The sequence below is a fragment of the Streptomyces sp. NPDC045778 genome, from assembly GCF_056431945.1.
Window position 1 is genome coordinate 80,329 of the sequence record NZ_JBWKJZ010000028.1, and the last position, 26,962, is coordinate 107,290.

Annotated in this window: 5 protein-coding genes; all 5 read left to right on the plus strand. The window is 71.0% G+C overall.

What is annotated here, in order from left to right:
* Positions 1-467: 467 nt before the first annotated feature.
* The 5 genes from AC07GB_RS29965 to fabD are packed head-to-tail and all read left to right on the plus strand — an operon-like array spanning position 468 to position 26,737.
* Entirely contained in the window at positions 468-11,375 is a 10,908-nt protein-coding gene (locus tag AC07GB_RS29965) for an amino acid adenylation domain-containing protein (RefSeq protein ID WP_478850851.1), read from the plus strand.
* A gap of 24 nt (positions 11,376-11,399) precedes the next feature.
* Positions 11,400-15,932 (plus strand): beta-ketoacyl synthase N-terminal-like domain-containing protein, encoded by a 4,533-nt coding sequence (locus AC07GB_RS29970; protein WP_478850853.1) that lies wholly within the window; start codon positions 11,400-11,402, stop codon positions 15,930-15,932.
* Positions 15,925-24,411, plus strand: coding sequence for a type I polyketide synthase (locus AC07GB_RS29975; protein WP_478850855.1), 8,487 nt, complete (start codon positions 15,925-15,927; stop codon positions 24,409-24,411). The genes AC07GB_RS29970 and AC07GB_RS29975 overlap by 8 nt, the downstream gene beginning before the upstream one ends.
* A complete protein-coding gene (locus tag AC07GB_RS29980; protein WP_478850857.1) occupies positions 24,408-25,436 on the plus strand; it encodes a ketoacyl-ACP synthase III family protein in 1,029 nt (342 codons plus the stop codon). The genes AC07GB_RS29975 and AC07GB_RS29980 overlap by 4 nt, the downstream gene beginning before the upstream one ends.
* Positions 25,436-26,737, plus strand: a complete 1,302-nt coding sequence (fabD, locus tag AC07GB_RS29985) for an ACP S-malonyltransferase (RefSeq protein ID WP_478850859.1) — start codon at positions 25,436-25,438, stop codon at positions 26,735-26,737. The genes AC07GB_RS29980 and fabD overlap by 1 nt, the downstream gene beginning before the upstream one ends.
* Positions 26,738-26,962: the final 225 nt, after the last annotated feature.

The following is a 26,962-nucleotide window of genomic DNA, read 5'->3' on the forward strand; positions in this document are numbered from 1 at the left end:
TGGTGGGCCTTGCCGTGTGCACCGAAGCGGACCTCTGCCGCCGGGACCGGGGGTCGTGTGTTCGCCCGGATCCGCGCTTGCCTCGACTCGTGCCCTGACTGCGATATCCCGGTGTGCCGCGCTGATTCCGGCTCGATCCGCAAGGGCACCTGCATCCACCACGGCTGGTCCTGCGGCCTGGCCGACGCGATGGTGAGCGGGCTGAAGCGGCCGGAGCGTGCCGAGTCGTCCGACACCACCGCGTGGGATCTGGTCGGGGCGCTGCACGTCGCATCACCCCGCCGATGGACCTTCGGCCTCCGGAATGCGGAGCCGGTGCCGCTGCGGGATCCGCTTGGGGACGTGGCCCGGTACAGGGACGCGATGTCCGACCACGCTCCGTGTGCGCTTGGGAAGAGTCCTTACGTTCGCTCGCGATCTTCTGCCGCAGCGTTATGCCTGGGTGGCGTGGCGGAAAGGAGTCAGTCATGAGCCTTCGTGCGCTCGCCCGCATGTATGCCGACGGCGAATTGTCGACGACGGAGGTGCTGGCCGAACTCGACAGGCGCGTGGACATTCCTTTGTCCGAGGGGCAGCGCGGCCTGTGGGCACTCGCCAAGATGGAACCGGAGACGTACGCGTACAACGTTCCCGTGTGTTTTTCTTCTGCGGACGTGGATCCTGAGGCGCTTCAGGCCGCATTCCGCGACACGCTTTCCCGGCATCCGCTTCTTTCGGCCACGGTGCGTGAGACGGATGACGGGCCGCTTCTGTCCCACGGAGACGCGGACGGTTTCTTCGTCGAGCACGTGGACATTTCCGATGTGCCGTCCGGTCGAGTGCTGGACTTTTTGAAGGAAAGGGCGAGGCGGCCGTTCGACCTGGCCGGCGGTCCCTTGACCAGGCTGGCTGTCCTGCGCCGCTCAGCGTCCGAGGCGTACGTTCTGCTGGTCGTCCATCACCTCGTGATCGATGGGGTGTCGGGGCGACTCGTCATCGACACGCTGTTCAGTTCGTACCGGGCGCGGGTCGAGGGCCGGGACGTGCCGATCGAGGTGGGCTCCGCCTCCTTCGGTGACTTCGTCGTGTGGGAGCGGGACGTACTCGCCGGCGAACGCGCTGAGGAGGACCGCGAGTTCTGGGTGCGGGAACTCGCCGGGGCGGAGGCCCTCACGGGGTTGCCCTCGCAGGTGGCTTTGCCGCAGGACGCGCCACATGTGGGCGAGGTGCACACAAGTCGGCTGTCGAAAGAGCAGGCCGACGCCGTCGCGGCCTTCACCGCTGCGCATGAGATCAGCCCGGGGATCTTCTTCCTGGCGGCCTTCCTGACGCTGCTGCACCGGTACACCGGCAGCGAGGACCTCGTCATCGGGATGCCGGTGGCCGGGCGCCCGACGGAACGCTTCGACCCGATCGTCGGCTGCTTCGTCAACACCCTGCCCATCCGGAGCAGGCCACAGGCTTCAGAGGAGTTCACGTCGTTCGCCCGGCGCGTACAGTCCACGGTGCTCGACGTACTTGAGCACGGGACCTACCCGTTCCACCGGATCGTGGACGATCTCGGTGTGCGGGGCGCGAATCCGCGGTCGCCGCTCTACCAGATCGTGTACAACTATCAGGATTCCGCCCTGTCCGGATACCTGGGCGAGCGGGCTCGCGCCACCGGGGAGACGGACTTCGAGCTGGTCGACGGGCTGTACCAGCTGGGTGAGTACGACCTCACGGTGGACGTAGCTCCCGGCGACGGGTTCCTGGTGAACTGGAAGTACCACCCCGACGCGTACTCGGCCCACGCCGTCGAGGGCATGGCCCGACACTTCGCCGCCCTGGTGGACAGCGTCCTCGCCTCGGACGGACAGTCGCCGATCGGCAGACTAAACCTGCTCGACGACGACGAACGGCGCCGTGTCATCGAGGCATGGAACCGCACCGAGGTCGACTACCCCGCGCATCGGACGTGCTGGGATCTCTTCGCGGAGCAGGCAGAGGCGCACCCGGACGCCCCGGCGCTCACCTGCGGGGAGCGGACCCTCACCTATCGTGAACTCGCCGACCACAGCTCGGCCGTTGCCCAGGCGCTGACGCGTCAAGGCGTCGGCCCCGGGGACGTCGTAGGGGTCTGCTACGAACGGTCACTCGACCTTGTCGCGGCCCTCCTCGCCGTCATGAAGCTCGGCGCGGTGTACCTGCCCTTGGAGAGCCGACTGCCGGCCGAACGCCTCTCCTACATGGTCGAGGACAGTGGCGCGCAACTCGTCGTCTGCCATGAGGCGGTGCTGGACAGGCTGGCCGCCGTTCGGTCGCCGAAGGCGAGACTGCACCCGACAGACCGCCAGGACGATCAGGCCGCCCACGCCCACGCCCACGCCGGGGCAGAGGCAGGGGTAGCGGCGGGGGAGAACACCGCCGACGCGCCGGACTCGCGAGCCTCCACACCGCAAGCCGCCTACATCATCTACACCTCGGGCAGCACGGGAAAGCCCAAGGGCGTCGTAGTTCCGCACGCGGCGCTGACCAATTTCCTGCTGGCCATGGCGCGCACGCTGGAAGTGACCTCCAGCGATCGGCTGCTGGCCCTCACCACGCACAGCTTCGACATCGCCGCCCTGGAACTCTACCTCCCGCTTATCACCGGCGGACAGGTCTGCGTCTGCGAATCGGCCACGGCCGCCGATGCCACGTTGCTGGCCGAGAAGATCGCCGACTGGCGGCCCACCCTCATGCAGGCCACCCCGGCGACCTGGGCCATGCTCGTGCGCGTCGGATGGCAGAACACCGAAGGCGTCAAGGTGTTGTGCGGCGGCGAGGCGTTGCCCGAGGGCCTGAAGGACCAACTCGTGGCGCGCGGCGAGGCCTGGAACCTGTACGGGCCCACGGAGACGACCATCTGGTCAGCGGCCAAGCGGATGCGCCGTGAGGAGCCGGTGACCATCGGCAACCCCCTCGCGAACACCCAGCTGTACGTCCTCGACCAGAACCTGAGCCCCCTGCCGGTCGGCGTGACCGGCGAGCTGCACATCGCGGGCGACGGGCTCGCCCTGGGATATCACCGCAAGCCGGAGTTGACGGCCGAGCGCTTCGTGGCCAACCCGTTCGCGCCCGGACGCCTCTACCGGACCGGCGACCGCGCGCGCCGACTGCCGAACGGCGAGATCGTCATCCTGGGCCGGATGGACCACCAGGTCAAACTGCGCGGCCACCGCATCGAACTCGGCGAGATCGAGGCGGTGCTCAACGCCCAGCCAGGGATCGGCCGAAGCGTCGTCCTGCTCGAACATGTCGGCCTGTCCGACAGGCTCACGGCCTACTACACCGGGAACGGGGGCGCACCGGTCGACGCCGCGCTGCTGCGCGCGGAACTCGCCACCACCCTGCCCGCCTACATGCTGCCCACCGCATTCGTGGCCCTGGACGCCTTTCCGCTCACCGCGCACGGCAAGGTCGACCGGGCGAAGCTGGCCGAGGCCGCCCGGACGGTGCCGCTCCCGGCCGCCGAAAGGCCAGTCGCCGAAGGGCCAGTCGCCGAAAGGCCGGCCGCCGAGAGGCCGGTGGCCGTGCTCGCCATCGAGCGGACCGTACGCGGGATCTTCGAAGAGGTGCTCGGGTCGCGGGATATCGATCGGGCCGCGGGCTTCTTCGACATCGGCGGAGACTCGTTCGCGGCCATCGAAGCGGCGGCGCGGATCAACCGTGAGTTCGGCTGCTCGTTGCGGCCCACCAGCGTTTTCGCGCACCCCTCCGTCGCGGCGATGGCCCGGCACCTGACGGGGCTGCTCCCTGCCGGGCAGGCGGCAGCGGCGCAGCCGGACGAGCCCGAGCGGCAACCTGATCCGCTCCCCGCCGCTCCGGCGGCCGGCGACGCCTCGCTCGCTGACGCGATCGCGGTGATCGGTATCTCCTGCCGCTTCCCCGGAGCCATGGACCACCGTGAATTCTGGTCCGCGCTCGTGGAAGGACGCAGCGGCGGCACCTCGTGGTCAGTGGAGGAACTGCGCGCGCTCGGAGTGCCGGAGGAGCTGATCACCCGACCCGGATACGTGCCGCAGCGGTCGGTCGTGGACGGCAGGGCGGAGTTCGACGCGGCGTTCTTCGACATCTCCCCCCGCGACGCCGAGTTCATGGACCCCCAGGCGCGCTTGCTGTTGCAGCACGCGTGGCAGGCGCTGGAGGACGCCGGTTACCGCCCGGAGGACGTCCCCGAAACCAGCGTCACCACGTCCACGAGCACGAACTTCTACCAGGCCCTGCTCCCTGCTCTGATGGCGAACGCGTCGGGTCCGCGGGTCCTGGCGAGTTCTGAGACCTACGCCGCGTGGCTGTTCGCCCAAGGCGGCACGGTGCCCGCCATGATTTCCACGAAGCTGGGCCTGCGCGGCCCCAGCATGGCGGTGAGCACCAACTGCTCCTCGGCGCTGAGCGCGGTGCACGTCGCCGGCCAGGGACTCCTGGCCGGCGAGGTCGACCAGGCGATCGTCGGCGCGGCCAGCCTGTTCTCCGCGGGGGAACTGGGATACGTACACCAGCCGGGTCTGAACTTCTCGAGCGACGGGCGCAGCCGCGCGTTCGCCGACGGCGCCGACGGCATGTCCGGCGGCGAAGGGGTCGGCGTGGTCGTCCTCAAGCGCGCCAGTGAGGCGATCGCGGCCGGTGATCACGTGTACTGCCTGATCCGCGGCATCGCGGTGAACAACGACGGCGGTGACAAAGCAGGGTTCTACGCGCCCGGTGTGCGCGGCCAGGCCGAGGTGATCCGCAAGGCCCTCGACAAGGCGGGCACGGACCCGTCGACGATCAGCTACGTCGAAGCGCACGGCACCGGTACCAGGCTCGGCGATCCCATCGAGGTCGCGGCTCTGACCGAGGCCTACCGCCACTACACGACGCGCAGCCGGTACTGCGGCATCGGCTCGGTCAAGAGCAACATCGGCCACCTGGACGCGGCCGCGGGGATCGCAGGCCTCATCAAGGTGGCCCTGGCCTTGCAGCACGGAGAGGTGCCGCGGACTCTGCACTGCGACGCGCCGAGCGCGGAGATCGACTGGGACGAGTCGCCGTTCTTCGTGGCCGACCGGAACCTGCCGCTGGACGGTGACGAGCCAGCGCGGGCGGGACTGAGTTCCTTCGGGATCGGCGGCACCAACGCGCACGCGGTCCTGGAACAGGCGCCGACCGGTGCGCGGGCCGCCGGACGCCCCGGCCCCCAGGCGGTGGTCCTCTCCGCCCGCGACGGGGAGCGGCTCGCCGTCCTCGCGCGGCAACTCCTGGAGTTCCTGCCGGGATACCGCGACGCGCACGGCGAGCTGGCGTCCCTCGCGTACACGTTGCAGGTCGGGCGGCGGGCGATGGCCGAACGAGTGGTCTTCGTCGCGCACGACGTCGACGAGTTGATGGCAACGCTTCAGGAGTACGTCGAGGGCGGGGCGCGCGCGACGGTGTTCGAAGGTACTGCCCGGCGGCCCGAAGACCAGCTGCTCGGCCTCTTCGATCGCCCCGGGGAGCTACGAGACCTGGTTGCCGGGTGGCTCGGACAAGGGGAGTGGGACAAGATCGCGCCCCTGTGGGTCAACGGCGTCGACGTCGACTGGGGCGCCTACCACGGCGCGAATCCACCGGTGCGGGTGAGCCTGCCGACGTATCCCTTCGCCGCGAAACGGTACTGGCCGGCTGCCGAGGCGGTGTCGGTTCCGGTTTCTCGGGCCACCGACCCGCTCGACGCGGAATCGTTGCTTCTTGCCGCGGCCAGGCCAGAGAGCGTCGAGACGTTCCTGTCCGGCCGCGCGTCCGCCACAGAGGAGCTGGACAGCCTCTCGCGCCCGCTGGTGCTCGCACAGCTCGTGGCGGCGGGACTCTTCGACGCGCCCGTTCGCCGCGACCTGATCGGGCAGAGGATCACGCCGTCCTACGCCCCGTGGCTCGACCACACGGTGACCGTACTGCTGCGCCACGGAGAACTCGTACGCGAGGGCGAATACGTGGCCCCCAGGAAGAGTGCGCCAGGCCTCGAACAGGCGTGGCGCGCCTGGCGTGCGTGGAAGGACGCCCGTGCCACAGATCCGGAGCTGGCGGCCAAGACCGGCCTGACCGAGCGCATGACCGAGGCCTTGCCCGAGATCCTGTCCGGGCGGACGAAGGCCACGGCGGTCATGTTCCCGGGCGGCTCGTTCGAGCTGGTCGAACCGGTGTACCGGGGGAACGCGACGGCCGACTACTTCAACGACGTGACGGCCGGCGCGGTGCGCGCGGCGGTGGAAGCCCGCCGCGACGGGGTCCGGCTGCTGGAGATCGGAGCGGGCACCGGCAGCACCAGCGAGCGTGTTTTCGCCCGGCTGAGGGGCTACGACCTCGCTGAGTACTGCTATACGGACGTCTCGAAGGCGTTCGTGATCGACGCGGAGCGGCGGTTCGCCGGACACGTGCCGAACTTGTCCTTCAGGACCTTCGACGTGGAGCGGGAACCCGGCGCACAGGGACTTGCCGCGGGCGCCTACGACATCGTCATCGCCAACAACGTCCTGCACGCCACCCAGGACATCGTGCAGGCCGTGCGTCATGCCAGAGCACTGCTGCGGCCCGGCGGAGTCCTCGTACTCAACGAACTCGCCCGGAACGACTGGTGGTCGCACCTGACCTTCGGGCTCCTCGAAGGGTGGTGGCGCTTCACGGACGGACGGCGCATCCAGGGCGGACCGGCGCTGTCCTCGAACGCGTGGCGCGAAGTGCTGCGGGAGTGCGGGTTCGACACGGTGGAACTCCTTGCGGAGCCCGCCCGCGACCTGGGCCAGCAGGTCCTGCTGGCGCGCGCCGGGGCGCCCGTCGCGCGCCGGGATCCGCGGCCCGCCGCGCCCGGTTCGCTCAAGGGGCACGTCCGCTCGATCGAGGAGCACGTGCGCGCGAGCGTCGAGCGGGTCCTCGCCGAAACGCTGAAGCTGACCGCGGACGAACTCGCGGCCGACAAGCCCTTCGCCGACTACGGACTGGACTCGCTCACCGGCGTCTCCCTGGTGAACCGGCTCAACGACGCGCTGAGCACGGACCTCGATCCGAGTGTGCTGTTCGAGAACCCGTCGATTCGGCGGCTGACGAGTTTCATCGTCGAGGAGGAGGGCGCCGCCCTTGTGGCCGCGGTCTCTGGGCCGTCTGGGGTCTCTGGACTGTCCGTGGTGGCTGAACCGTCTGCGGTGTCCGGGCCGCTCGGGCCGTCTGTGGTGTCCGCGTCGTCTGCGCTGTCCGGGCCGTCAGGGGTGTCCGAGCCGTCCGGACCGTCGGGGCTACCTGCGGTGCCCGGGCCGCCTGTGGTGTCTGGGCCGTCCGTGGTGTCTGGGCCCTCCGCGGTACCCGGGCCGCCCGTGGTGCCCGGGCCCTCGCGCGGTGGTGCCCGGGAGCCCGTCGCGATCGTCGGTATGAGCGGTCGGTTCCCGGGCGCCCGGGATGTCGACGAGTTCTGGGACCTGTTGGCCTCCGGCCGGGACGCTGTCTCGAAGGTGTCCCGCTGGGACCTCGCGTCGCTGGGCAGCGTGTGCCTGGACGGCGGTCTCCTGGACGGCGTCGACGAGTTCGACCCGCTCTTCTTCGGGATCTCCGGTGCGGAGGCCCTCTACATGGAGCCGCAACAGCGGCTGTTCCTTCAAGAAGCGTGGCGGGCGCTCGAGGACGCGGGCCACGCGGGCGAGTCGCTGGACCGCGACCGGTGCGGAATCTACGTGGGCTGCGCCGCGGGCGACTACCTGGATCTGACGGGTCCTTCCGACTACCCGGGCCAGGCACTGTGGGGCAACATGAACTCGCTCGTGCCGTCCCGCATCGCGTACTACCTGGACCTGCACGGTCCGGCGATCGCGGTCGACACCGCGTGCTCCAGCTCGCTGGTCTCCCTCTACCTGGCCTGTCAGGCGCTGTGGGCGGGCGAGGTCACCACGGCGATCGCGGGCGGGGTCTACGTCCAGAACTCGCCGCGGCTGTATCTGGCGGCGTCGCGGGCCGGGATGCTGTCGCCGACGGGCCGGTGCCGTTCGTTCGACCAGGCGGCCGACGGATTCGTGCCCGCCGAGGGAGTCGGCGCGCTGGTCCTCAAACGGCTCTCGGACGCCGAGGCGGACGGCGACCACATCCACGGGGTGATCAGCGGAATCGGGATCAACCACAACGGCACGACGAACGGCATCGCCGCGCCGAACGGCACCTCGCAGGAACGGTTAATCCGGCAGATCTATCAGGACTTCGACATCGACCCGGCGGGGATCGGCCTCGTCGAGGCACACGGCACCGGAACCAAGCTCGGCGACCCGGTGGAGTTCCGGGCGCTCGATCGCGCCTTCCGCGGCTTCACGGACGCCGAGCGGTTCTGCTCGCTCGGCTCGACGAAAGCATCCGTCGGCCACGCGCAGGCCGCGGCCGGCGTGATCGGCGTCATCAAGGCACTGCTGGCGATGAGGCACGAGGTGATTCCCGGTCTGCCCCACCACACCGCGACGAACTCCAGTGTCACGTTGGCCGGCAGCCCGTTCTTCGTACACACGGAGCCGAGGCGGTGGGCCGTGCCCGAAGGCGGCAAGCGGCGCGCCGCTGTCACGTCGCTGGGCGCGAGCGGGACCAACGCCCACGCTGTCGTCGAGCAGCCGTCGAAGATGCCCACGCCGGCGCGGGGCAGGCAGGACGGGACCCGGTTGATCGCGCTGTCGGCGGCGACGGAGCACGCCTTGCGCGAGCAGGTGGTCCGGCTCGCGCGACACTGCCGCGAGCACCCGGACCTCGATGTCGAGGACGTGAGCCACACCCTTCTGCTCGGCCGCAGGCACCTGCGGCATCGATGGGCGAGCGTGGTCGCGGATATCGCGGAACTGGAGAGCCAGTGCACCGCCTGGCTCTCCGGGCAGGACATTGCGGCGCATGGCGCGGACTCCAGGGTGCAGGCACTCGCCCAACGGTTCCTTCAGGGTGAGGCACCGGACTTCGCCGAGTTGTTCCCAGACGGCTCCTACCGCCGCGTTCCGCTGCCCGGCTATCCCTTCGAGAGGGAACGCTACGCACTGTCGGCCCGCGCGGCGTCGGACGAGAGGCCGCAGCACGATGGGCGGGTCCTCACCGGCGACGAGTTCTACCTGCGTGAACATCAGGTGCAGGGGGCCGGGATCGCCCCGGGGGCCATGTATCTGAAGTGGGCGGCGGCAGCGGCGAGGCGGACCACGAGCGACGCGGTTCGCTTGAACGACATCGTCTTCCTCCGGCCCCTCGCGGTATCCGGCGTGCCGCGCGCACTGCGGGTGGCTCTTCGCGCGGACGGCGAGGTCACCCGGTTCATGGTGTCGTCCACGGAGTCCGCCGGAGACGAGCCCGTTCTCCACTGTCAGGGCGAGGTGTCCGCCGAGGAGCCGACCTCTGCGCCGGCGCTCGATCTGCCCGCGCTGCTGCGGGATCTCCCGTCCGCGGAATTCGACCCCGCGCGCTTCTACGCCGAGTGGCAAGAGCGCGGTATCTCCTACGGCCCCACGTTCCAGGGGGTCGCGGCGGTGCACCGCGGCGACAACGCCGTGCTCGCCGAACTGCGGCTGCCCAGCACGGTGTCAGGAAGCATGGACGGCCCCGCCCCGCATCCGGCGCTGGTGGACTCGGCGATGCAGTGCATGCGATTGCTCGACGGCGACGGCGACCGGGTCGGACTGGTGTTCAGCATCAAGTCGGCCGAATTCCTCGCCCCCGGCGCGACCACCATGTGGGCCCTGATACGCCGTGCCCAGGACACGCGCGGCGCGGACCGGATCGACATCGACCTCGCGACCGGCGACGGCACGGTGTGCCTGCGTCTGCGGGGCATCGCAGGCCGTCGAGCCGAGCAGCCGACGGATCCGGCGGGCGGCCTCGCCACGCTGATGCCGGTGTGGGATCCCGTTCAGCCGACGCCACCCGCGACGTGGCCGCAGCATTCCGCATCAGTGGGCATCATCGCGCCCCCAGGGCAGGCGCGGGACGTGCTCCTCGCGCGTCTGCCCGGCGCGCACGTGGTCGCGGACCCGTCGCAGCGTACGTACGACAGGCAGAGCACGCACGACAGGCAGAGCACGCACGACGACCTGGTGACGGCCCTCCGGTCCCTCCCGGAACTCGACCATCTGATCTGGGTGGCGCCCAGCGCCGTGGACGACCGGCCCGGTGCGGGCGTCGTCGAGGACCAGTCCAGCGGCTCGCTGCACGCCTTCCGCACGGTGAAAGCCCTTCTGGCCGCAGGGTACGGCGACCGCTCCTTGGGCCTGACCCTGATCACCGAGCGGGCGCACGCCGTGCATGAGGCCGAGGTCGTCGACCCGGCGCACGCCGGCGTGGCCGGCCTGGCGGGGTCGACCGCGAAGGAGTACCCCAACTGGCGGGTGCGGGTGGCGGACGTCCAGGACTACGACGCGCCTTCTCTGGCCGCGGTGCTCGACCTGGCGCCGGACCCGGACGGCAATCTGCGTATCCACCGCGAAGGCCGCTGGCACGAGCAGCGGCTGATGACCGTCCAGCAGGCCGCGCCGATGTCCTCCCGGCTGCGGCAGGGCGGCACGTACGTCATCATCGGCGGGGCGGGCGCCCTGGGCACGGTCATCAGCGAGTACGTGATCCGCCGGTACCGCGCCCAGGTGGTGTGGCTCGGACGCAGGCCGCGGGACGCGCGAGTCGAGGCCGCCATCGCTCGGGCGAGCGGCGCGGACGGTCCCGCGCCGCTGTACCTGCGCTGCGACGCCACCGACCTCGCGTCCCTGCGCGCGGCGAAGGACGAGATCGTACGACGGTTCGGCGCGGTGCATGGTGTCATCCACTCGGGACTGGTGTTCTCGGGGGCGAGCCTGGCCCGGATGAGCGAGGCGCAGTTCGAGGACGTGCTGCGCGGCAAGGTCGACGCGAGCGTGCGGTGCATGCAGGTGTTCGGCGGCGACTCGCTCGATTTCGCGCTGTTCCTGTCCTCGATCAACTCGTACCTCAAAGCCATCAAGCAGGCGAACTACGCGGCCGCCTGCACGTTCCTCGATTCGTTCGCCCTGACGGTGCGACGCCGCTACGGCACTGTCGGCAAGGTGCTGAACCTGGGCTACTGCTTCAACAACGCACCCACCGAGGGAGAGCCGGGCGCGGTGGTCGCGGCGCAGGCGCCGCTGATCCAGCCGGACGAGCTGACGGCGGCGATCGAACGGCTGTGCGCGGCGCCGGTCGGCAGGCTGACGTTGATGAAGTTCAGTCCCGCGCTCAACAACCGGGGCATCGTGCTGGGCGACGACGACGTCATCCTCCCCACGGCCGTGCCGTCGGACGCCGTGCCGTCGGACGCCGTGCCCGCCGACCTCCAGGAACCGTCGGCGGCGCCGGGCGGCGAACTGGAGCGGCTGCGCGCCCGCATCGCAGAGCTGACCGCGCTCGCGATCTGATCGCGGCCTTCGAAGGGACTGATCGTGAAAAAGCTGCTGCTCGACTTTCTCTGGTCCCATCTGTGCACGCTCGGCGCGTTCCGTGAATCCGGGCAGACTCCCCAGGCCGCACGGGAGGCGGCGGGCCTCGCGCCGGGGTACGGCGCCTGGTTCGACGAAAGCCTGCGCGTGTTGGAAGGGGCCGGCTACATCGAGCGGCAGGGCGGCAGGATCCTGCTCGACGACGATGCCCCGCGGCAGCGGCCGGTCGAGCAGCTGTGGCGCGAGTGGGAGACGGCAAAGCCCGCGTGGCAGGAGAATCCCGACCTCGCGGCCACCCACCTGCTGGTGGAGACCGCCTTGCGTGCCTTCCCCGACATCCTCAGCGGACGGCGACCGGCCACCGAGGTCCTCTTCCCCGGCGGATCGTTGGAGTTGGTGCAGAACGCGTACGAGACCAATCCGGCGTCCGCGTTCTTCAACCAGGTCCTGGCCGCCGACCTGGTGGCGCGGCTGCGACGACGGCCCCTGAGGACGGATGGCGCGCGGATCCTGGAGATCGGCGCCGGCACGGGAGCCACGAGCGCCGTCGTCCTGGAGGCGCTGCGATCCGCGCGCCTGGACGTGCGCGAGTATTGCTACACCGACATATCAAGGGCTTTCCTGAACCACGCGGAGCGTTCGTTCGGTGCGGAAAACCCTTCGCTGACCTGCGCGATCCTGGACATCGAGCGCCCGGTGGCCGCCCAGGACCTCACCCTGGGCGGCTACGACGTCGTCATCGCCGCCAACGTCCTGCACGCCACCCGGGACATCCGCCACACCCTGCGCAACGCCAAGGCACTCCTCAAGCCCGGCGGGCTGCTGGTCCTGAACGAGCTGACCGCCAACAATCTCCTCAGCCAGTTCTCCTTCGGCCTCCTGGACGGATGGTGGCGTTATGAGGACCCGTACCTGCGGATCCCGGGCAGCCCGCTGCTGTCCACCGCGCACTGGCGGCACGTCCTGACGCAGGAGGGTTTCCACGCGATCGCTCTGCCCGCGCAGGATGCCGAGGATCTGGGGCAGCAGATCATCGTGGGCGAGAGCGACGGCGTCATACGGCAGGCGACAGCCGTGCCGCGCCCGTCCGCGCCGCACGGGGCGCCGGTGCGCGAGAGTCCGGCGCGGGCCGCGGCCGATCCGAGCGCCGGGAGTGAGCCCGGAGACCGGCTGCGCGCCCACATCGAGGCAGTCGCGCTGGATGTGCTGGCAGAGGCGTTGGACATCCCGCGGACGAGGATCGGCCGGTGCGAGCCCTTCTCGGACTACGGGCTCGATTCGATCTTCGCGGTGAACGTGGCCCGGACCCTCGGCGGGACGCTCGGCATCGACCTCGACATCACCGTGCTGTTCGAGCACAACACGCTGGCCGAGCTGGGCGAGTTCATCGTCTGCGAATACGCCGATGACCTGCGGGATGTGCTTCCGCCGCAGCCCCCGTCGCCCGACCGGGCGCCCGATCCCGCGCAACCTCAACCTCAACCTCAGCTTGAGATTCAACCTCAGCTTGAGATCGACGAGGCCGCGCTCGACGGCATGGCCATCGTCGGCATGGCCGCACGCTTCCCCGGGGCCGACGACGTCGACGCGTTCTGGCGGATCGTCGAGCAAGGCAGACGGTGCATCACCGCACCACCGGAAGAGCGTGCGGACTGGGCGTGCTACGGCGAGGAGGCAGCCGAGCTGCGGGGCGGCTTCCTCGACGGGGTGCATGAATTCGATCCGCTCTTCTTCCGCATGTCGATGACCGAGGCCCGCCAGGTGACGCCGGAGCTGCGCCTGCTGCTGATGACGGCGTGGAACGCCGTCGAGGACGCGGGCTATCGACCGGCCGAGCTGCGGACGCGGCCCACGGGCGTGTTCGTCGCCGCGACGCAGAGCGAGTACCGGCCCGCGGCCCTGGACCTGATGAGCCTGCCGTCGCCCGCGATGGTGCCCAACCGGATCTCGTACCTGCTCGACCTCAACGGCCCCAGCGAGCAGTGCGACACGACGTGCTCGTCCTCGTTCGTGGCCTTGCACCGGGCGATCCGTTCCATCCGCGACGGCGAGTGCGAGCAGGCGCTCGTCGGCGGGGTGAACCTGGTGATGTCACCCGCGGGGTTCGGCGGGATGCGGACCGCGGGGATGCTCAGCCCGCGCGGCGACGTGAGGCCGTTCCAACAGGGCGCCGACGGTACAGCGCGCGGCGAGGGCGTCGCCGCCGTACTGATCAAACCCTTGAGGCGGGCCCTGGAGGACGGGGACGTGGTCCACTGCGTCGTGCGCGGCACCGGCGTGGCCCACGGCGGCCGGGGTGTGTCCTTCACGGCACCGAACATCAAGGGCATGAAGGCAGCCGTCGCGCACGCCTTCGCCGACGCCGGGATCGATCCGGGCGCCGTGGACTACATCGAGACCCACGGCATGAGTTCGATGCTTGCGGACAGCGCGGAGCTGGCGGCGCTCGGCGTCGGCCTCCGCAGCGAGGGCGACGGCGATGACGACAGCGAGGGCGACAGCGACGACGTGACGTATCTGGGCAATGTGAAGCCCTGCATCGGGCACACGGAGGTGGTCTCCGGCCTGGCCGCGCTGGTGAAGACCGCGCAGGCGATGCGGCACGGCGTGATCCCGGCGCTCCCTGGCTTCGGGCGACTGCACCGCGACCTCTCCCTGAAGGGGTCGCGGCTGCGCGTCGCCGAACGGAACCTGCCCTGGCCCGAGCGCACCGACGACGCGGGCCGACCGCTGCCGCGCCGCGCGAGCATGCACAGCTTCGGGATCGGCGGCGTGAACGCCCATGTGGTGCTGGAGCAGCACATCGCCTCCGCGGACCGGGACGACGACCCGGGCGCGCAGGTCCTTGTGCTCTCGGCGCAGAGCCTCGACGCGCTGCGCGAGCGGGCGCGCCGGTTGACGCACCGGCTTGCCGAGGCGGATCCGCGCTCCTGGGCGGACATCGCGTACACGTTGCAGGTCGGCCGGGAAGCGATGAGCTGCCGGCTGGCGTTCGTAGCGCAGAGCACTGAGGACGCCGCGCGCGTTCTGGATGGTTGGCTGAGGGGCGACCCGGACACGCTCGCCCGCGTGGCGTTCGCCGACGGCGTCGATTCCGCTGCCGGTGCCGCGCACGACGGGAAGCCGGAGCGGCTCGATCACGTACCGGAGCACTGGGTCGCGGGCGCGTCCATCGACTGGGACCTGATGCATCGCGGCGCTCGCCGCAGGCGGATCGCACTGCCCGGCTACCCCTTCGCCCGCCTGACGTGTTTCGCGGAGCAGGCGCCGCGGCCGGATCAGGCCGCGCACACAGGCGTCGGCCCTGTGGAGGGCGAGGCCTTCGTCGCCGACCTCGTCGCCTCGGTGCTCGGCCTGCCGCGCCACGAGATCGACAGCACCAGGTCGCTCGCCGACTACGGCCTCAACTCCCTGCTCCTGGTCGCGATGCTGGGCCGGATCACCCATGCGTTCCCGGGATTCCGGCCTGAATGGTGGCAGCCGCACGACACGTTGGACGACGTGATCGCGAGGCTGCCCGAGGCGACCGCCCCCTCCACGCGCGGTCCGGCCCCGGAGCTGGTGCGCCTCAACGGCGTCACCGAGGGCAGGCCGGTCTTCTGGATCCACGGCGCCCTCGCCGGCGTCGAGTCCTACCGCTCGATCGCCGAGCGGATCGACCGCCCCTTCTACGGCATCCAGGCCCGAGGCCTGCTGACCGAGGACGCGCCGATCGAGGGCGTCACGGCCATGGCCGAGTACTACACCGAGGTCATCCGCCAGGCGCAGCCCCAGGGGCCGTACGACGTCGGCGGGTTCTGCCTCGGTGGCATCGTCGCCTATGAGGTGACCCGCAGGTTGCAGGCGCAGGGCCAGGACGTGGCCTCGCTGACGATGGTGGACTCGCCGGACGAGACCGGCCTGGCGAAGTCGAACGCGAACGGGTTCCAGTCGGCGAAGAGCGCGGCTTTGCAGGTCGTCAATTCCCTGCTCTGGCCGGCGGGGGAGAAGGACCCGGCGGCCCTGCGGGCCCGTCTCGTCCACCGGGACGAGGTCGCGGAGGACCGGGACGAGGTCGCGGAGGACCGGGACGAGATCGCGGAGGACCGGGACGAGGTCACGGAGAATCTGGACGAGGACGCGTTCGTAGCGAGGCTCGCGGAATCGGCGGCCGAGCGCGGCCTTGCCATGCCACCGGCCCAGATCGCCCGGTTCGTCAGGCGCAACATGGCGATCCAGCTCGCCTACCGGCTCGGCGAGCACACCATCAGGCCTCTGCCGCGTCCGGAAGCCGTCCTGTGCACCTACTTCCACAACCGGCGCGGGCTCTTCCTGGGTGAGGTCGAACCCTACTTCCAGGTCGCAGGCGAGACCTTCTCCCTGGACCACGTGAACTACCAGCAGGACTGGGAACGCGAGCTGCCGGGCCTTCGCCTGGTGGAGATCGACGCCGCGAACCACATGACGATCCTGAACGACGCGGAGCCGCTCGCCGCGATCGAGGAGACATGCCTGGCGCTCTACGCGTCCGAGGAGATCGGGGCTACCCGTGGCTGACCAGACCGCCGCCCAGACGTACGACCGCCACGAGCCGGTGGCGATCGTCGGCATCGGTTGCCGACTGCCGGCACAGATCGAGGATCCGACCGCACTGTGGCAGGCTCTGCTCCAGGGCGTCGACGCGGTGCGTCGGGTGCCGGACAACCGGTGGAACGCCACCGCGTGGGCCGACGCGGAGGCGTCCGGCCAGGCGGCGAACCGCCGAGGGGGATTCCTCGACGACGTCACGGGATTCGACGCGGAGCACTTCGGCATCCCCCCGGCCGAGGCCCGGCAGATGGACCCCCAGCAGCGGATCGCCCTGGAGGTGGCGTGCGCCGCGATCGAGGACGCGCGGCGTTCCCCGGCGAGCCTCGCGGGCACGCGCACCGGCGTCTTCATGGGCGCGATGTGGCAGGAGTACCCGCTGTTCACGCAGGGCGCCGCCGAGGCGATCCACGCCCACTCCGCCATCGGCTGGGACACCTCGGTGATCCCCTCCCGCATCGCCTACGCGCTGGGGCTGCGCGGCCCCGCGATGGGCGTGGCGACCGCGTCCAGCTCCTCCCTGGTCGCGGTGCACCTGGCCGTGCAGAGCCTGCGCTGCGGCGAGTCGGACGTCGCACTCGCCGGCGGCGTCAACCTGATGCTGCACCCGAACACCTCGGTGGCCCTGACGAAACTCGGCACGCAGAGCCCGGCCGGCCTGAGCCGGGCCTTCGACGGCGACGGCGACGGCTACGCCCGGGGCGAGGGCTGCGCGGTGGTCGTGCTGCGCCGCCTTTCCGACGCCCTCGCCGACGGCGACCGCGTCTACGCTCTGGTGCACGGCAGTGCCGTCAACAACGACGGCGCGACGGACGGACTGACCGCCCCCAGCCACGAGGCACAGACGCAGGTGCTGCGCTCGGCGTGGGACAACGCCGGGGTCGCGCCGAGTGCGGTGTCGTACGTGGAGGCGCACGGCACGGGCACGCCCCTGGGCGACGTGACAGAGGCGGGCGCCCTCGCCGCCGTGTTCGGGGCAGGCCGGCCCGCGCCGCTGCGCATCGGCTCGGCGAAGACGAACTTCGGCCATCTCGAAGCGGCGGCCGGAGTGCTCGGGCTCGTCAAGGCCGCCCTTGCGGTGCACCACGGTGTCATTCCGCCGAGCCTGCACTTCCGCACACCGAACCCGCGCATCGACTTTTCCGCCGCACGTCTGGAGGTGGTCACCGAGGCGGCCACGTGGCCGGGCGGGCCGCGGTTCGCGGGGGTCAGCAGCTTCGGATACGGCGGCACCAACGCGCACATCGCCCTCGGCGAGGCACCCGAGGGCGCCCCGGTGCAGGCCCCAGCGGACGCGATGCAGGCCCCAGCGGACGCGGGCGGCGGTCCGCTCTGCCTGGCGGTGTCCGGCACGAACCCGCACGCGCTCGCGCGTAACGCCGCACGGCTGGCGAGCCACCTCGGACAGTCACCCGGGACGAGGCTGCGCGACATCGCGTACTCACTGGCGACGACCCGCACGCACCACCCCACGCGCGGCGTGGTGATCGCCGCGACGACGGACGAGGCGGTGGCCGCTCTGCGGGCGCTCGCCGCGGACGAGAGCCACGACGCGGTGGTGACGGGCGCGGCCGCGAGCCGAGGCCGCGTCGCGTTCGTCTTCCCCGGCCAGGGCGCCCAGTGGTGGGGGATGGGCCGGTCGCTGTGGGAGCAGAACGACGCGTTCCGCGAGGCCGTGACGGCCTGCGACGAGGCCCTCGCCCCGCACACCGGGTTCTCGGTCGCCGCAGTCGTGCGGGGGCAGGACGCGCTCGCGCCGACCTTCACGCGGACCGACGTGGTGCAGCCCGCCCTGTTCGCGATGTACGTCGGTCTCGCCGCGATGTGGCGCGCCTGGGGCATCGAGCCCTCGGCGGTCGTCGGCCACAGCCAGGGCGAGGTGGCCGCGGCGGTCGTCAGCGGGGCGTTGAGCCTGGCGGACGGCGCTCGCATCGTGGCGTTGCGCGCTCGGGCCGTGCACGAGCACGCGCCGGACGGGGCGATGGGGCTCGTGGAGCGCCCGGTGGACGACGTCACCGAGGAACTGGCGGCCTGTGGCGAGGCGCTGTCCGTCGCGGTGGTGAACACCGCGCGATCGACCGTCGTGGCCGGAGACGGGGAGGCGGTGGACCGTTTCCTCGCGCGGATGGAGGCTACCGGCGCGTACTGCCAGCGCGTGGACGTCAACTACGCGTCGCACAGCCCGCACATGGACGCGCTGCTGCCCGCGCTGCGCGAACAGCTCGCGGACCTTGCCCCCGCGGAGGCGGGGATCGCCTTCTATTCGAGCGTGACGGGGGAGCGGGCGACGGGGCCGGACCTCGGCGCGGACTACTGGTGCCGCAACCTGCGCGAGCCGGTGCGCTTCGATCGCGCGCTGGAACGCCTGCGAGCGGACGGGTACGGGGTCTTCGTCGAGGTGAGTCCGCATCCGGTGCTCCAGATAGCCCTGGCGCAGGGAACCGAAGCCGACGACACGGCCGTCGTGGTGGGCAGCTTGCGCCGCGAGCGCGGAGGAATCGAACAGCCGCTGCGGGCGCTGGCAGAGCTGCACACCCAAGGGGTGCCGATCCCGTGGCAGCGCCTGTACGCGACCTCGGACGCGCACAGGGTGGACCTGCCGACGTACGCGTTCACACACCGCAGCTACTGGCTGGACGAACACGACGACGCGAACCCGGCCGCCGACAGTGCCGCGTGGCGCGAGGACGTGAGGGCACTGCCCGAACCCGAGCGTCTGGCCTTCATGGTCGCACTCGTCACGGAGGAGGCCGCGGCCCTGCTCGGCCGGCCCCCGGAAGGCGTGCGTCCCGACATGACGCTGCGCGAACAGGGTTTTGACTCCTTGATGGTGGTCGAGCTGCGCAACCGGCTCAGCGCACGGACCCGGGTCCCGCTGCCCACCGTGCTCGCCTTCGACTACCCCACACCGCACGCCATCGCGACCCTGCTGCTGACGCACGCCGGCGCGCAGGACGAGACCCCGGACATCTCGCCCGCCGTCGCCGCGGAGCCGATGCGGCCCGACGACGACCCTGTCGTGATCGTGTCCATGGCCTGCCGGCTTCCGGACGGGATCGACACGCCCGAAGCGTTCTGGGACCTGCTCGCCGAGGGCCGCGAAGCCTCCTGCCCGTTCCCCCAGCGCTGGGACGGGTGGGACCTCAGCACGCTCGACGAAGCGGAGCGCGCCGCCACCGGCCGGCGCTTCGAGCGCAAGGGTGGCTTCGTACGCGACGTGGAGGACTTCGACGCGGCGTTCTTCGGGCTCAGCCCCCGCGAGGCGCTGTCCCTGGACCCCCAGCAGCGACTCGTGCTGGAAGTCGCGTGGGAGGCACTGGAGCGGGCCCATCTGCGCCCCGCCTCCCTCGAAGGCAGCAACACCGGCGTCTACCTCGGCGCGATGAGTTCGGACTACGACATCGCTCGGCGCTGGGACGTCGCCAGCAGCGACGGCTACAAGATCACTGGCAACGGGTCGAGCCTGATCTCCGGTCGTGTGGCCTACACCCTGGGCCTGTCCGGCCCCGCGCTCACCATCGACACCGCGTGCAGCTCCTCGCTCGTGGCCCTGCGCCTGGCGTGCGAGGCGCTGCGCGGCGGCGAATGCGACCTGGCGCTCGCCGGCGGAGTGACCGTGATGAGCACCCCGCAGATCTTCGTCGAGTTCAGCCGCCTCAACGGGCTCGCGGCCGACGGCCGCTGCAAGAGCTTCGCCGACGACGCCGACGGCACGAGCTGGGCGGAAGGCTGCGGCGTCCTGGTGCTCAAGCGGCTCTCCGACGCCAGGCGCGACGGTGACCGGGTGCTGGCCGTCGTGCGGGGCACCGCCATGAACCAGGACGGCCGCAGCCAGGGACTCACCGCGCCCAACGGCCTCGCGCAGCAGCGCGTGCTGCGCGAGGCCCTGGCCGACGGGGGACTGGCCCCGGCCGACATCGACGCCGTCGAAGCGCACGCCACGGGCACCGTGCTCGGCGACCCCATCGAGGCCGGCGCCCTCGCCGCGGTGTTCTCGGGCCGCGTACGGCCTTTGCACCTGGGCTCGGCCAAGTCCAACATCGGCCACGCGCAGGCGGCCTCCGGCGTCATCGGCGTCATCAAGATGGTGATGGCGCTTCAGCACGAGCAGCTGCCCCGCACGCTCCACGCGGAAAGGCCGAACACCCGGATCGACTGGAGCGGCGGCGAACTGGAGCTGCTGCGGCAGCCGAGGCGGTGGCCGCGGACACGGCGGGTGCGTCGCGCCGGCATCAGCTCCTTCGGCATCAGCGGCACGAACACGCACGTCATCATCGAAGAAGCACCGCAGGCCGTCGTCGCGGATCTCGCGGACGTCGCGGACCGGCCTGGCGACGACCTCGTCCACCCATTGGTGATCTCAGGCCCCGACGCCGCCGCCCTGCGCGCGCAGGCCACGCACTGGGCCCAGTGGCTCGACGCTCGGCCCACCGCGTCGATGCGCGACATCGCCTACACCTCCGCCGTCGGCCGTACGCACTTCGAGGCGCGCGCCGTTGTCTTCGCGGGCAGCGCCAGGGAGGCTGCCGAAGCCCTGCGGGCGGTCGAGCCCGGCTCCGGCACGGCGCCGGGGGAAATCGCCTTCGTCTTCGGCGGCCAGGACGCGCGGCCGCAAGCGATGGACAGCCACCTGCTGGAGCAGAGCGCGGTGTTCCGCGACACCGTGGCACAGTGCGACGCGGTCCTTACGCCGCTGACCGGCTGGTCCGTACTGAAGGTGCTGCGCGGCGAGGAGGACGTGAACACTCCGGATGTGCTGCCGTGCACGCTGTTCGCGACCTACCTCGGACATGCGGCGCTGTGGCGCAGTTGGGGTGTGGAACCGGCGGCGGTGGTGGGCGACGCGCACGGCGAGGTCGCCGCCGCCGTGGTGAGCGGGGCGTTGAGCCTGGAGGACGGCGCCCGCGTCGTCGCCCTTCGGGCTCGCGCGCGGTCGGGGGGCGCGGTCGGCGGTGTGACGTCAGGGCGGGTCCTGGGTGCGGTATCAGGGCGGGCCCCGGGCGCGGTATCAGGGCGGGTCCCGGGTGCGATGCCAGGCATGGCCCCCGCCCGGACCTCCATCCCCTTCTACGCGCGCCTGACGGGCGAGGTCGTACCGGGCTCCCAGCTCGGAGGCGACTACTGGTTCCGCGACCTGCCGGAGCCGGACACAGAGCCCATGAGGCTCGACGGCGCGTTGGAGCGGTTGCGGGCGGACGGCTTCGGGGTGTTCGTCGAGGTCGGCCCGCCCTCCGATGGTGCCTCGGGCGGCGTGGACCAGCTCTGGCGAACGGCCGCCGCATTGTTCGAGCAGGGCGTGCCCGTGGACTGGGAGCAAGCCCTCGCCTCCCGCGGCGCCTCCAAGGTCGACGTCCCGACGTACGCCTTCCAACGCCAACGCTTCTGGCTCGGCGAGCTTCCGGCCGGGCCCGCTGCGGTGACGCCAGGTCAGCCCGCCGACGGCCACCCGTGGTTCGATGCGATCACGACGCTCGCCGGCAGCGGCGGCCACCTGTTCACCGGCCGACTGACGCTCGACGAGTGCCCGTGGCTGGCCGATCACGTCGTCAGCGGGCAGGTCTACGTACCGGGCGCGGGCCTGATCGACGTCGCGCTGTTCGCCGCCCGGACCGCAGGTGCCGACGCCGTGGCAGACCTGACACTGCTGGAGCCGGTCGTCCTCCTGCCGGGCCGCGGGCTGCGGATCCAGGCCACCGTCGGCGAACCGGATGCGCACGGACGACGCCCCTTCGCCCTCTACAGCCAGCCCGAGGACACCGAGGAGCCGCTGATCTGGCAGCAGCACGTGAGCGCAGAGTGCGTGACCCGCGCGCGTGAGGGCGCCACCGTGCCGCCGGACATCGATACCTGGCCGGTGCCCGATGCCCGGGCCCTCGACATCGAAGCCTTCTATACGCGCGCCCTGGCCAACGGGCTCGACTACGGCCCGGCCTTCCGAGGGTTGCGCGAACTCGCCTGCCGCGACGGCGTCCACTACGCGCGCGTCTCCCTGCCCGGCGCGCTGAATCCGGCCGGTCACGGCCTGCATCCGGCGCTGTTCGACGCGGCACTGCAAGTCGTCGTCGCCGCTCTGATGGAGGCGGGCGCCCCTCAGGGGCCGCTCGTCCCGTTCATCTGGTCGGACGTCGAGCTGTTGCGTACCGCGGGCAGCGAACTGACGGTGCGCGTGTCGTTCGACCCCGGCGGGGACGAGGACCTCGCGCCGGCCACCGTATGGCTGGCCGACCCCGCAGGCCACCTGGTGGCCCGGATCGGCGGGCTGAAGTTCCAGCGCGGCAGGCGCCGCGGACACCCCTTCGCCGAGCACCTCTACCGCGTCGGCTTCGCACCCGTCCACCCCGTGGCCGAAACCCCCGACCCCGCGGGCACCCTCGTGGTCGGCGACGCGGAGCTGGGCGCGGGGCTCGGCGCCGACGTCGTACCCGATCCGGACGCCCTCGTGAAGCGGCTCGACGCGCAGGCGGACACGCCCCGGCGCCTGCTGTTCGCGCTGACCGACTGCGCTTCGGCTCCGGAGCACGGTGCGCAGCACAGCGCCGCCGAAACGCTGCGGACGCTTCAGGTGTGCTTCGGCGACGCCCGCCTCCAGGGCACGGAACTCATCTGGATCACCCGCGACGCGGTCTCGTCGAGCCCAGACGACCAGACAGGGAACTGGGCCCATGCCGCGGTGTGGGGCATGGTGCGCACGGCCCGCACGGAACAACCCGAGCGCGTCCTGCGCCTGATCGACCTCGATCCCGGCACCCCGGACTTCCCGCTCCTGGCACGCGTGATCGAGACCGGCGGCGAGCCGGAGTGCGTACTGCGCGGCGAGAGCGCCCATGTGCCACGAGCAAGGCCGACCGTCGAGGAGGTCGACGCGCTCGTCCTGCCGGACGACGGCGACTGGCACCTCCATCAGCGCGAAGACGATCAGCTGGACATCGTCGCCGCCCCGCACGAGGAGCGCGCGCCGGAGCCGCTCGCGCCGCAGGAAGTCCGCATCGAGGTGCGCGCTGCCCGCATGAGCCCCCAGCACGCGCAGGTCCTGGAGTTCGCAGGGATCGCCATGGAGGTCGGCAGCGGCGTCACCTCCGTACACGCGGGTGACCGGGTCATGGGCAGTGCGGAAGCCGCGCTCGGCAACCAGATGCGCGTGGACGGTGCCGCCCTCAGGCCGATGCCCGCGCACCTCACCTTCGCCCAGGCGGCCGCTGACCCGTCCGCCCTCGATCCGAGGCAGGACAACGGGTCCTTCACCGCCTACGACGTACGAGACGCGCCGCATGCCCTGCGCCACGCGCGGCAGAACGCCGCGCACAAGACGGTGCTGACCTTGCCACGTGCCCTCGACCCGGACGGCACGGTGCTGATCACCGGCGGCCTGGGTGAGCTGGGCAGCGCCCTCGCCGCACACCTGGTCCGCGCGCATGGAGCGCGGCGGCTCCTGCTCCTGTCACGGCGCGGTGGCAACACCCCCGAAGCCGGCGCGTTCGTACGGGAACTCCAAGCGGCGGGCGCCGAGCGGGTCGACCTGGTCGCGGGCGATGCCGCGGACCGGGCCGCAGTGGCCGGTGCACTGGAAGGCATCCACCCGAGCCACCCCCTCACGGCCGTGTTCCACCTCGCCGGCGTGCTCGACGACGGCCTGGTGGAAGGCTTCACCGCGGAGCGGCTGCACCGGGTGATGGCACCCAAGGTCCAGGGCGCGCGCTGGTTGGACGAGTTGACCGAGCGGCTGGACCTGGCCGCGTTCGTCGTCTTCTCCTCGGCGGCCGGAACGCTGGGCACCGCAGGCCAGAGCGGGTACGCCGCGGCGAACGCGACGCTGGACGCCCTGGCGGCGAACCGGCGCAAGCGGGGCCTGCCAGGACTCAGCCTCGCCTTCGGGCTCTGGGAACAGGCCGGAGTGGGCATGACCGCGCACCTCGGCAAGGCCGAGCTTGGCCGTCTGCGGCGCCAGGGGATCGGTGCCCTGACCTTGGCCGAGGGCCTCCATGCCCTGGACGTCGCACTCGTACGGCCCGAGACCCAGCTGATGCCCGTGCGCCTGGAACTGGCATCGCTGCGCCACGCACTCGGCGATGCGCCGGCGCCCCCTTTGCTGCGCGACATGCTGCACCGCACCACCGAAGGACACCAAGCCGGACTTTCCGAGACCGCGCAGTCGCTCGATACGCGGCTGGCGGACGCCTCCGAAGCCGAACGGCCGGCCCTGCTCCTCGACCTCGTCCGCAGCGAAGTCGCCGACGTGCTCGGCCTGCCCGGACCCGACAGCGTGCCGGCCGACAGGGCACTGCGTTCCCTCGGGATCGACTCGCTCACCATGGTCCAGTTGCGCAAGCGCCTCGCCAAGCGGATGGACACCACCCTGCCCGCCACACTGGTCTTCGACTACCCGACCGCCGAGGCCGTCGCCGGGCTCCTGCTGCACGACGTCACCACCCTGAGAGGGAACGAGAAGTGAAGACAGAGGCCCTGTTCATCGCGGGCACCGCGACCTACCTGCCCCCGGCGACCAAGGTCGGACAAGCCGTCGCCGACGGCCTCTTCGACGCCCAGGACGCCGAGGACACGCAGCTCGAATCGGTCTGCGAGGCCACGGACGAAGCTCCGCCCGAGATGGCAGTGGCCGCTGCCAAAGAAGCCCTGGAAAGGTCGGGTCACCGGCCCGAGGACATCGCCCTGCTGCTGCACGCCTGCGTGTACTTCCAAGGCCTTGAGCTGTACCCGACGGCTTCCTACATCCACCGCGAAGTACTCGGGGACCACTCGGCGCTCGCCTTCGAGATCAAGAACGCTTCCAACGGCTGCATGACCGCGTTGGACATCGCGGCGCGCTCCCTCGCGGCCACCGGCGACGTGGCGGCGCTGGTGACCACCGCCGACAAGGTCAGCCGTCCGGCGATCGACCGCTGGAACAGCGACATCGGCATCGTCCCCGGCGACGGCGCGTCGGCGATGGTCCTCAGCAAGAGGCCGGGGTTCGCACAGGTGCTGAGCACGTCCACGGTCTCGGATCCCACCCTTGAACGCCTGCACCGCGGCGACGCGCCCTTCACCCCCCACCACGACCCCACGCTCCCCATCGACCTGCGTCTGCGCAAACTGCAATACCTGGGCGACGTGGAACTCGACGAGTTCACCCGCCGCTTCCGGGCCGGCCTCAGCGACTGCGTCAACCGAGCCCTGCACGACGCGGACGTACGTCTCGGCGACATCGCCCGCTTCGTCGTTCCGCACTTCGGACGCATCGTGCTCCAGCGCGAGGTCCTCACCGCACTCGACATCGACCTCGGCCTCACGACCTGGTCCTGGGGCCGCACCGTCGGCCACCTCGGCGCGGGCGACCAGATCGCCGGACTCGACCACCTCGTGCGGGAACGCGCCGTGGCCGCCGGCGACCTGTGCATGCTGCTCGGCGTCGGCGCCGGCTTCACCTGGACGTGCGCCGTGGTCCGCATCACCGACCTCGCGGGCGGGCGGCCCTGATGCGCTGCTACGTCTTCCCGGGCCAGGGAACCCAGAAGAAGGGGATGGGGCGAAGCCTGTTCGGACGGTTCCCCGACCTCTGCCGCCGCGCCGACCGCGTACTCGGATACTCCATCGAAAAGCTCTGCCTGGAAAACCCCGAACGGCACCTGTCCCAGACCGAGTACGCGCAGCCCGCGATCTACGTCGTCAACGCGCTGCACTGGTCCGCGGCCCAGGAAGACCTGCCCCCCGCGGACTTCCTCGCGGGCCACAGCCTCGGCGAGTACAGCGCACTGTTCGCCGCCGGCGCCTTCGACTTCGAAACCGGCCTCACACTGGTGCGACGCCGTGCGGAACTGATGGGCCAGATCGGCGGCGGCGCGATGGCCGCAGTCATCGGCGTCTCCGAGCACACCATCACGCAGACCCTGAAGCAGCACGACGCCACCGACGTCGTCATCGCCAACTACAACGCGCCCGAGCAGTTCGTCCTCTCCGGCAGCCTCGAGGACCTGGCGCGGATCAAGCCGGTCTTCGAAAAGGTGGAGGGCGTGCGAGGCTTCGTCCCCGTCCGCGTCAGCGGCCCCTTCCACGCCCCGGCGATGGCCCCCGCCGCCGCACGCTTCCGCGACCTGCTGACCACGGTCGACATGGGCGAACTACGAACCCCGGTCATCTCCAACGTGACCGGCCGGCCCTTCGCCCCCGACGCACAGCAAGTACGCGAACTACTCGCCGAACAGATCGCCAAGCCCGTCCGCTGGACCGACACCATCCGCTACCTACGGAAAGCAGGCGTGTCCGTCTTCACAGAACTGAGCGAATCGAAGGTACTCACCCCCCTCATCGACCGCATCACCGCCGCACAAGAGCCCGCCACTGGCCCACACCAAGACCTCATCGACTGCATCACCCCTGCACAAGAGCCCACACCCGACCCCCGCCAAGACCTGATCGACCGCATCAAACGCGAGATCCTCCAGCCGGAAATCGGCGACGAGGCACTGGACTTCGACGAAGACGCCTCGTTCCGACAGCTCGGCCTGAACTCCATCATCTACGTCCGCCTGGCCCGCCGGGCCGGAACAACCTTCGGCATCCCGATCAAACCGGACATCATCTTCCAACACCGCTCCTGCGCCGCCCTGGCGGACTACCTCCTGACCCGCGACGACATCACCCCACCCGCAGCGCCCGAGACCCCACCCGAGCCGTTGCGCGAATACCAAGACTCACGGGTGACGGCCCTGCTGACCGACTGCGCGAACGGGGCCCTCAGCGTAGGCCAGACCATCGAGGCGATCCGCGCCCTTGCGTGACGAGCACGGAATACGCCACCACTTCGTCCTGCCCTATGGAAAGCGCGAGAGCACGCGGACGTCGCCCTCTGACCTACCCGGGCGCCGAGACCGCAGCAGCCGCACACCCCTACCCATGCATGGTCATTCACCAGCATCGCCCGCTCCATCGCCAGGGGCGGACCGAGGTCCCGCGCAATTGTGTTCGGGCAAAGGTACATGTTCATGAGGGCGGACAACTGATGG

Excerpts from the sequence above, each read along its gene's own strand:
- AC07GB_RS29965 (WP_478850851.1), top strand. The coding sequence starts at position 468 with ATGAGCCTTCGTGCGCTCGCCCGCATGTATGCCGACGGCGAATTGTCG.
- fabD (WP_478850859.1), top strand. The coding sequence starts at position 25,436 with ATGCGCTGCTACGTCTTCCCGGGCCAGGGAACCCAGAAGAAGGGGATG.